This window comes from Enterococcus italicus (assembly GCF_023743875.1).
Classification (GTDB): domain Bacteria; phylum Bacillota; class Bacilli; order Lactobacillales; family Enterococcaceae; genus Enterococcus_G; species Enterococcus_G italicus.
In genome coordinates this window covers 223893-234117 of sequence record NZ_JAMRVB010000001.1, presented here as the reverse complement: position 1 = coordinate 234117, position 10225 = coordinate 223893, and the positions used below count along the sequence as shown (strand labels likewise).

The 10225-nt window shown below is 41.0% G+C and carries 7 protein-coding genes, 1 CRISPR repeat array and 1 other annotated feature; of the genes, 2 read left to right on the top strand and 5 right to left on the bottom strand.

The genetic code is table 11. The annotated features are described in order from the left end of the window. The 5 genes from cas10 to NE257_RS01100 all read right to left on the bottom strand — a co-directional run. The coding region (gene cas10, locus NE257_RS01120; RefSeq protein ID WP_251885597.1) for a type III-A CRISPR-associated protein Cas10/Csm1 at nt 1–1739 on the bottom strand (1739 nt) is incomplete at its 3' end. A gap of 56 nt (nt 1740–1795) precedes the next feature. Then, entirely contained in the window at nt 1796–2101 is a 306-nt protein-coding gene (cas2, locus tag NE257_RS01115) for a CRISPR-associated endonuclease Cas2 (RefSeq protein WP_007208959.1), read from the bottom strand. Then, entirely contained in the window at nt 2101–3009 is a 909-nt protein-coding gene (gene cas1 / locus NE257_RS01110) for a type II CRISPR-associated endonuclease Cas1 (protein ID WP_007208960.1), read from the bottom strand. Before cas1 ends, cas2 begins: the two co-directional genes overlap by 1 nt. A 77-nt stretch (nt 3010–3086) precedes the next feature. Further along, nucleotides 3087–4413: a CRISPR direct-repeat array (repeat unit 37 nt; unit sequence AGTTCTCGTCCCCTCTTATACGGGGTGGGTTCCGATT). Nucleotides 4414–4566: 153 nt separating this feature from the next. Further along, nucleotides 4567–5478 (bottom strand): LysR family transcriptional regulator, encoded by a 912-nt coding sequence (locus NE257_RS01105; RefSeq protein WP_251885596.1) that lies wholly within the window; start codon nt 5476–5478, stop codon nt 4567–4569. Between the two features lie 132 nt (nt 5479–5610). Next, a complete protein-coding gene (locus NE257_RS01100) occupies nt 5611–6912 on the bottom strand; it encodes an O-acetylhomoserine aminocarboxypropyltransferase/cysteine synthase family protein (RefSeq protein ID WP_251885595.1) in 1302 nt (433 codons plus the stop codon). A 54-nt stretch (nt 6913–6966) separates the two neighbouring features. Next, nucleotides 6967–7193: a binding site (T-box leader), on the bottom strand. A gap of 248 nt (nt 7194–7441) precedes the next feature. Here NE257_RS01100 and NE257_RS01095 point away from each other — a divergent pair. Together NE257_RS01095 and NE257_RS01090 are read left to right on the top strand one after the other, a co-directional pair. Further along, nucleotides 7442–8920 (top strand): alpha-amylase, encoded by a 1479-nt coding sequence (locus tag NE257_RS01095; RefSeq protein ID WP_251885594.1) that lies wholly within the window; start codon nt 7442–7444, stop codon nt 8918–8920. 98 nt (nt 8921–9018) lie between these two features. After that, on the top strand, nt 9019–10221 hold the full coding sequence (locus NE257_RS01090; protein ID WP_251885593.1) for an MFS transporter: 1203 nt from the start codon (nt 9019–9021) through the stop codon (nt 10219–10221). The last annotated feature ends 4 nt before the right edge of the window (nt 10222–10225 follow it).

Genomic DNA, 10225 nt, shown 5'->3' with positions numbered 1-10225 from the left:
TAGATAACAGAAATGCGTGCTCCTTTTAGGATATTGGAAAGCTCAAACTTGAAAAACATTGAGAGTTGTCTTGAAAGTGTTGCTGTTCTTGAAATCGAACGATATTGTTCAGGAATTCCCTTAATAAAAGTCGTTCCCAAATTATCAATATCTGCTCGCAATACGCCCAATCGAGGAATGCCCACTTCTCGATTCACATAACTAGCAATGCCTTGTTTTTTAGTTTCTGGATTCAGTGTAGAAAAATCATAATCGCACATCCATAAATTCGTGACCAGTTGTTTCCCCACAAAAGGCTGATTTTTACTGTAGATACGTGTTTCCTTATTCATTTTTATTTTTCTCTCTGCCCCATCTTGATTTTCGACGGACAGGTATCTATTTCTTGGTAAAGGAACCTTTCCCTCTGGAGAAACCACAAAGAAAGAATAATCGCGTAAATCATTGGAAATTGCAATAATCCCCTCACAGATTTTACAAAGCGAGTCCTCTGAAATATCAATATCGCTACGTAAACATTCTTTGCATTCTCGAGTACCAGCATGAATGGTTGAGTTAAATAGTTTTATTTCATTTAGCGAGTATTTGTGTGCTTTTTTATCTGACAATTTTCGACTGACAGTTTGCCACAAATCACTATACGTGTCATTCGAATTCATCAAGTCTTCACCGGTACATGCTTTATAAGCTATGGCCACACTCAAATCTGTTTTGAAAATCTTAATAAACCATTCTTTCATTTCCCCTTCGAAAGACGCTAATACGTTCCTTGCTCTTTCGGTATTCGGTAATAAAAGATAAGCATGTCCCCCACCTGTATATAAGAGATTCGCTCTCGAAAGTTCCAAATCTGAAAGAAGATCATCTACCAGAGATTCAAGCATGATTTCTAAATAAAAACTTCTTGAGCGTAAACTCTTTAATGCTTTTGAACCACTAATGTTATATATAAAATCTTGAATACCACTCATATCGAGACTGACAAGTAAAAAAACGTCCTCTTGATAAAATTGTTTTGTTTTTTCATACGGACTAAATAGTTCTTTTCGATAATTCACGCAATTCATTTCAGTCAGATAATCATAAATACATGAAGCAATCGCACAAGTAATTTTGGAATGGTCATATAAAGAGACGTCCATCACTTGATTCGTGTCTGTTGAACTTGGAATATAGCTCCATAAACTTTCCGTCCACTGGAGTAAGGAAGAAAAAGAATCTGGTCCAACTTTTAGCTTATTAGATAAATCATCTGTCATTTTATTTACTAAAGCAGCATATTGCGAGCTCGTGTATTCCTTCTTTGCATCTGTCGGATAACGAAAGACCTGCTCCTTCTCAAATGAATACGTATAATTGGCAAGGCCTTTGGTTTCACTGTTTACCACATTGAAAATACTTGCTAGTGGTGCTCGTTTATCAAAACGCTGTCTGTTCCCTTCCCCTTCATAATCTCCCTCGGAAGCTCTTCTGTCTGTTCCACTAGCTATATTATCGGCAATATAAGTAATATAGGCTACACTATCATCTAAAAGTGATGAACTTGCCAATTCTTTATAATGATGATAGCTTACGGAATCAACAATTCCTGACAATTGAAAAGGCTTAAATTTATTCAAAAACTGCGACCCAATCTTTGAATGCGTACCTTTAGCAAAATCAACCGAATTACTCCGATAAACGATTTTCCCAATGTCGTGTAACAAAGACCCATACATTAACTCTAACTTCTTATTCATTTCACCCTCCTAAATAATAGTAATGTAAAATGTACCGCTTTAACCATTCTTACTTTTTATAATACTAGAAACTTGGCTCTTCGAAAAGTTGTTCTTGCAACTTTTTCACCCAAAATCGTGATTTGTTGATCGTTCACTTCATCCGGCAACTCATACAATGTTATTTGCCCTTCTTCTGGTAAGCACTCCGATAAAGTTGCAATCACTTTTCGACGAGTATCCGTCTGTCGAATTTCTCTCTCATACAGACTAAATTGTTTCATAGTAAAGCCCAACTCAACTAAACGTTTTCTGTATTTTGTTGCATCTTTGCGGTTCTTGATAGTCGCCCTTGGTAAATCAAAGCATACCAATAACATCATCACCTACCCACCTCCACAAATTGAGGGACTGTTAATGCGGTCGCACTGTTCTGATCAATTGATTTTACGAAAGATTGCACTGCTTGATTAATGGCATCCGTCAGTTGAAACACTTTTCCTTGAATGATGCATGAATCAAAAAAAACTTGAAATAGTGCTTGTTTGTCAGTATGTTCGAAAGTCGTTTTTTCTGTCAAATAAAAATTTTCATACACACTTCGATCTACGAATGGTCGAAAAGGTTCAATAATGTCATCAGCTAAATTAAACGGATTTTCACTTGATTTATGATGGATGCCAAAGCTCTGTTCTACACCATACCTTGCCAGTTCTTTTTTGATCATTCCTCTAACAAGTGCATACCCATAATTTAAGCCACTATTTACAACATCATCATAGCGTCCGCGCCTAAAGTTTTCACCAAATAATGCAGTGAAGTAAATCTTAGCTGCCACCGCCTCTCTATTTGAACTGTCTCCTTCCTGCACAGAATTTGACAGAGACATAAGGTAATCTCTGCTCTTCTGGTTATCTGTTAATTGATCAATGCATTGGGCTTGATTATGAATTTTGGTCCTGATTATTTTCTTCCATAATCGTTTTTTTGTTCGATTCGATACAGATAATTGATGATTCACTCGCGTTAATCTTTGTCGATGTCCAAACTGATTCAGTAAAATAGCATCTGGTGAATGCTTGCCATCGCAAAAAAGCACACCTATCCCTCTAACCATACATTCAGTAATTAATTTGTTTGAAAAATAACTACTAGGATGATCAAAAATCAACCATTCCACATCATCAAGCGGGATGTATTTTTCCGTTTTGTCCATCACGTTTACGAATTTTATGGACTCCCCTTTTACGGTTAAAAAATACTTTCGTTCAACATAAATAATATCCTTCATTTTCTGTCATCTCCCTCTGGTTATTTTTTAAATCGCTTACATTTTCCCATTACAAACTCCTTCACATAAACAAAATCAATAAGTGTCCCCTCTTATACGGGGTGGGTTCCGATTGAATTAGCTGAAAAGCAAGAAAACTTATTATCAGCGTTCTCGTCCCCTCTTATACGGGGTGGGTTCCGATTCACATTTGCGTCAATATGTTTTATCTACGGGTAGTTCTCGTCCCCTCTTATACGGGGTGGGTTCCGATTAACAAAACATGGTGGAAGATATGTATATCAATACATTGTTCTCGTCCCCTCTTATACGGGGTGGGTTCCGATTAACAAATTACAAAAGCACAAGCATTGGAATTGGCACTGTTCTCGTCCCCTCTTATACGGGGTGGGTTCCGATTACACACGACAAGGACAAAGTTTTGATTTTGATGGGTTCTCGTCCCCTCTTATACGGGGTGGGTTCCGATTAAAAAAACAATAAAATTGAAAAGGATGATTAAAGTTCTCGTCCCCTCTTATACGGGGTGGGTTCCGATTAGTTTGATTCATCGGATGAATAGTAGTAGATGAAAAGTTCTCGTCCCCTCTTATACGGGGTGGGTTCCGATTCGGTATGGGCGCGTATGCCCCAGTCCCACAAATTAGTTCTCGTCCCCTCTTATACGGGGTGGGTTCCGATTGCTGATGAGTACATCATCACAGGTAATGCTTATCAAGTTCTCGTCCCCTCTTATACGGGGTGGGTTCCGATTCCATTCCTTTCGAAAAATTTAAAAAATGGCTTGAAAAGTTCTCGTCCCCTCTTATACGGGGTGGGTTCCGATTAAGCAGCAGCCACTATCATGCGCACCACCTTTTTGGGTTCTCGTCCCCTCTTATACGGGGTGGGTTCCGATTTTGACAATATATTGGATACATGGGTCTTCACTGTGTTCTCGTCCCCTCTTATACGGGGTGGGTTCCGATTATATCGTGATCTAAGTATTATTTTCTTTTTGATTTTATGTTCTCGTCCCCTCTTATACGGGGTGGGTTCCGATTATGCCCTTTTTCCAAATGTATCGATAGCGATAGTAGAGTTCTCGTCCCCTCTTATACGGGGTGGGTTCCGATTTACTCATACAAACAACTCCTTAATTAGTGCCAGCTAAGTTCTCGTCCCCTCTTATACGGGGTGGGTTCCGATTAATTTTTACATTTCCTTTTGTTTCACGGGCCGAACCAGTTCTCGTCCCCTCTTATACGGGGTGGGTTCCGATTGAAATTGACTTTCTTCTAATGATTGCACTGCTGCAAGTTCTCGTCCCCTCTTATACGGGGTGGGTTCCGATTAGCTATGATCCAGAGATTTCCGAATGGGGGAACCGTTCTCGTCCCCTCTTATACGGGGTGGGTTCCGATTAGATAGCCCTGAAAAGGCGATAATATCAGCGTCTACAGCTGGTTTTCCACGTCCACAAATAGGACAAACTGCTAGAATAGATTAGCTCATTTGTCCAATTTGCGGACAAACTGATAACTTTATTATACACAAAACAATAATTAAGGAAAACGATTATTTCACTATCCTCATACTGTCCAAGTACTCTTCTAAGTAGGCAATAAACTTCTTGCCTAAAAATGAGAATGTTGCTTGGTTTTTATAAATCAACACGAGCTGGTTATCTTCCTCATTTTCTAAAGGAATTAATTTAATGCCTTGCCTTTCGGGGTATTTCACGAGACCTGAACCGGAACCATAAGCATCTGTTTCATGTAAGATGCCGACCAAGGTGGCACGATCCGTGGTATGGATGACTTGTTCTGCATCAAAGAAGTCCAAGATATCCTCTGAAAATAAGGTGTAATGGTTGTCTTCTTGCGTAAATCGTACTTGCGGGAAGGGTTCTAAATCTTGGACGGTGACTGCTTTTTTACGGCTTAACGGATGGTGCTCACTTAAAAAGATATGGGTTTGAAAATCGCCCATGACTCGATAAGTCAAATTGCCGCCTTCTAGCAAACGTAACAACCCTCGCCGATTGCGATTGTTAAAATACATCACGCCAATCTCGCTGCGAAAATTTTCAACATCTTTGATCACATTCATAGTCGTATTTTCAAAAATTCGAAAATTGGTGTACTCAGGAAACTCTTTAATTAAGCGGCTCATCACTTCAGCAACAAAATCGTAATGTTGACTAGCAATGGAAAAATGATGTTCCCGCTGTTCTCTGGACAAAAAGCGATTTTCTAACAAACTAACCTGGGCCATAACTTGCTGCGAGTATTGCAAGAAATCTTTCCCGTCAGCCGTTAATTTGGCCCCGTGATTGGTTCGCTCAAATAACGATAGCCCAATTTCATTTTCCAATTCTTTAATCGCATGCGAGAGACTCGGTTGCGAGATGTATAATTTCTTGGCTGCTTCTCGAAAGCTACCATTGTTGGCAATTGCGATAACGTAACGCATTTGCTGGATGTTCATTGCTTCCCCTCCTAACCCTTTTCTACTATTATACTGTAACCCAACTAATTAATAACTTTTTTTGTGCAAGATTTTGCTAAGTATACCATCGTTAGAAAAGGCCTGTCTATCACCAACAGGCCCATTCCTTGCTTATTGAACTGCGGCAAAGGCTTCATCTAGCGCGGCAATCAAATCATCGACTCGCTCAATACCGATCGATAAGCGGATGGTATTTGGCTTAATCCCTTGCTCGGTCAGCTCTTCTTCTGTCAGCTGGGAGTGAGTCGTGCTAGCCGGATGAATCACGAGAGATTTCACATCGGCGACATTCGCTAATAAAGAAAAAATTGGCAAATAATCAATGAATGCTTGCGCTGTCTTGGCATCCCCTTTTAATTCAAATGTAAAAATTGATCCTGCTCCATTGGGGAAGTACTGCTGATACAAGTCATAACTGGTCTCTGTCGGTAACGATGGATGGTGTACGGCTTCGACCTGGGGATGGTTGGCTAAATACGACACGATTTTCAATGCATTGGCTACGTGGCGTTCCACCCGCAAGGACAATGTTTCTAGCCCTTGAAGAAATAAAAATGCATGGAATGGTGACAACGTCGCGCCCGTATCGCGTAGCAAAATCGCACGGATGTATGTCGCAAACGCGGCTGGTCCGGCTGCTTCAGCAAACGAAATGCCATGGTAGCTTGGATTGGGTTCAGATATCCATGGGTATTTGCCCGAAGCTTTCCAGTCAAATGTCCCACCGTCGATAATTACACCACCAATGGCTGTCCCGTGTCCGCCGATAAATTTGGTAGCGGAGTGAACCACGATATCAGCGCCGTACTCAATCGGACGAATCAAATACGGTGTAGCAAATGTCGAGTCAATGACTAGCGGAATCGCGTGCTGATGAGCAATTTTGGCGATGGCTGCGATATCCAAAATATTGGAATTTGGATTGCCTAAAGTTTCAATAAAGATTGCCTTGGTATTTTCTTGGATGGCTGCCTCAAATGCCCCCTCTTGGTAGGGATCGACAAAGGTCGTCGTGACCCCAGCCGCTAGTGGCAATGTATTGGCTAATAGGTTATACGTGCCGCCATAGATGGTTTCAGAAGCGACAATGTGCTCACCTGACTTAGCCAATGCCGCAATGGCGTAATGGACTGCCGCCGCACCAGACGCGACTGCTAGTGCTGCGACACCACCTTCTAATGCGGCAATCCGCTTTTCGAAAACTTCCTGTGTTGGATTCGTTAAGCGTCCGTAAATATTTCCCGCATCGCGTAGCCCAAAGCGATCGGCTGCGTGTTGGGAATCATGAAAGACATACGAGCTTGTCGCGTAGATGGGCACAGCTCGTGCATCCGTTGCCGGATCTGCTTGTTCTTGTCCAATATGCAATTGCTTTGTTTCAAAATGCCAGTTTTCTGATTGATGTTTGCTCATGTCTCATTCCTCCATTTATTCATCCTTATAAAAAAAGCCCTTCCAGATTCATTCTGAAAGGACGTCATCACGTGTTACCACCTTTTATTTATCAGCTACAAAGCTGACCTTACTAAGTATCAAAATACTCGGTGTCAATAACGGACACACCCGTTCATTTCTACTTCATTCGAAACGAAATGCTCCAAGACCATTTTCACTATGCGCCATCTACTCGCTCTCACCTACCCGAGTTCTCTTTAAGATCGTTGCTTAGGTACTTATCTCTTCATCGCAGCCTATGAAATTGTTGTCATCATAGCGAGAAATTCATCCAGAGTCAATCATTTGCCTGATTGCCTTTCACTATCACGACGGATAAAAAATGATAAAAAACTGCGATTATCTATTATTCACTCATTTTTAGGCTATTCTTTATTTCTATCACACCCAATCACTCACCCATCACGATTCTTCTCAATAGCATTTAGTTCCCTAAGAATACAAAATGGATTACACTGTAGCTAGATTTATCGAAGGAGGCATTATTATGGCAAAAGAGGTCATCTTACAAGCATTCGAATGGTATCTACCCAATGACGGATCCCATTGGCAACTACTCGCATCAAAAGCTGAAGAATTTTCTAAGCTTGGATTCACTGGTATTTGGTTACCACCTGCTTACAAAGGAGCAGCCGGTAAAGACGATGTCGGTTACGGTGTCTATGATTTATTTGATTTAGGTGAATTTGATCAAAAAGGGACCATTCCGACCAAGTATGGCTCAAAAGGCGAGTACCTTGCCGCAATCCACTCCTTGAAGGAAGCCGGTTTAGCTGTATATGCCGATATTGTCTTCAATCATATGCTTGGCGCTGACGAGGTGGAGAAGTTCCCCGCCGTGCAATACAATCAAGACAATCGAAAGGAAGAAGAAAGCCAAGAAGAAGAAATTGAAGCCTGGACAAAATTCACCTTCCCTGGTCGGAAGGGTACGTATGATGATTACGTATGGACATGGCAAAATTTTTCAGGCGTGGACTATGACGAGCGCACGAAAAGCCACGCTTTGTTTAATATTGGCGACAAAGGCTGGAACGAGGAAGTCGACGGCGAAAAAGGAAACTTTGATTACTTGATGGGCTGCGACTTAGATATGAATAATGCCGACACCATCAATCAATTAGAAAAATGGGGCTCTTGGTTTTATGAACAGACGGGTGTCGATGGCTTCCGACTTGATGCAGTCAAGCATATTGAGTTCTCTTATTATGTCGATTGGTTAATGAATCGTAATAAGCAAGCCGATCGTGAGCTCTTTGTCGTCGGTGAGTACTGGTCAGAAGAGACGGCAAAACTAGAAGAATACTTAAAATCTTCCGGCAATATGGTCAATCTCTTTGATGTCCCCTTGCATTTTCAATTTTACAATGCAGCGAACTCCAATGGCGAGTTTGACATGAGCACGCTTTTTGATAATACATTTGTCTTCAACCAACCCGATTTTGCGGTCACTTTTGTCGATAATCATGACACGCAAATTGGACAAAGTCTTGAATCTTGGGTCGATGGTTGGTTTAAACTACACGCTTATGCCTCTATTTTACTAAGACAAGAAGGAACACCGGTTGTTTTCTGGGGCGATTTATATGGGATTCCAAGCAAAGACGTCGCGCCTGTCGGTCAACCTTTGCATGATTTATTAGCCGTACGTCAACAACTTTTAGATGGCAAAGAAATTGACTCCATGGATGACCCGAATGTAATTGGTTGGGCTTGCATCAGTGAAGAAAGCCAAGAAGACGGCGGCTTTGTCGTCTTGATGACAAATGCCACCGGTGGCGAAAAAGAAATGACGCTCCACCCTCGTTATGGGAACAAAACCTTTGTTGATATTTTGCATAACAATGACGCAAAGATTACCTTAGATGAAACAGGCAAAGCAATTTTCCCTGTAAATGATGGGCAAGTCTCCGTCTATGTCCAAGAATCCTTTGCCGAAAAACTAGGTAATACGTCTGCTGAATAGAATTTCCTGATTTCTTTCAAAAAAAACTTGCATTTTGCCATCTATTTCGATAAAATTTTGATAATTTGGAAAACTTATCCAAAAGAAGGGATGGCATTATGACAAAGTATCAGAAAAAGGTCTTATTTTCTACATCTGCAGGAATTGCACTCGAGAACATGGATATTATGTTTTTAGCTTTTTCACTGTCTTCAATTATCACAACCTTTGGAATTAGTAGTACGTTGGCAGGCTTTATTTCGACGATTACGAATTTAGGGATGTTAGTTGGAGGCATTTTTTTCGGACTGATGGCTGATCGCTTTGGTCGCGTCAAAGTTTTTTCTTACACGGTATTACTTTTTTCGATTGCATCAGTATTGATGTACTTCGCATCAAATATTTACCTCGTTTATTTATTCCGCTTTATCGCAGGAATTGGTGCAGGCGGCGAATATGGCGCTTGTATGGCACTGCTTTCAGAAAGTATTTCTAAAAAGCATCTTGGCATCGCTACTTCGATTGCCGGAGTCGGCGCACAAGTCGGAGCTGCACTAGCAGCAATTTTGGCCTCATTCATTATTCCCACTCTGGGTTGGGAAATGCTTTATGTGATCGGCGTCTTACCGATCTTCATGGTGCTCTACATTCGTCGTGATCTAAAGGAACCAGAAGCCTTCCACGACAATCAAAAAGAACAAAAATCGAGTCGCTTGGCTGATTTATTTGCCACCAAGGAACTCGCCTTACAGACGTCTGGTCTTAGCATTATGGTGACGGTCCAAATCGCTGGCTACTTTGGTCTAATGAACTGGCTACCTTCCATTATGCAACAACGACTAAATCTTTCAGTATCAGGATCTTCTCTTTGGATGGTGTGTACAATTCTTGGCATGTCACTTGGTATGCTAACGTTTGGTACGATTATGGATAAGATTGGCCCACAAATCGCCTTTGCTATCTTTTTATTATTCTCTTCGGTGAGTGTCTATCTTTTGATTTTAGCAACCAACAAGTTCACCTTAGTTGCCGCAGCAATGATCGTTGGATACTTTATTAACGGCATGTACGGCGGCTATGGCGCAATCATAAGTAGTCTTTATCCGACAGCTATCCGAGCCACAGCAAATAACTTTATCATGAATTTAGGACGAGCAATCGGTGGGTTCTCTTCTATCTTGATTGGCTTTCTGATCGATCATTACTCACTGACAGCTGTGATGCTCTTTTTGACAATTATCTATTTGATTAGCTTATCAGTTGTCTTACTTTTACCTGGTATGAGACAGCTCCAAAAAGCAAAGACATCCACATTGGCTTAATTTC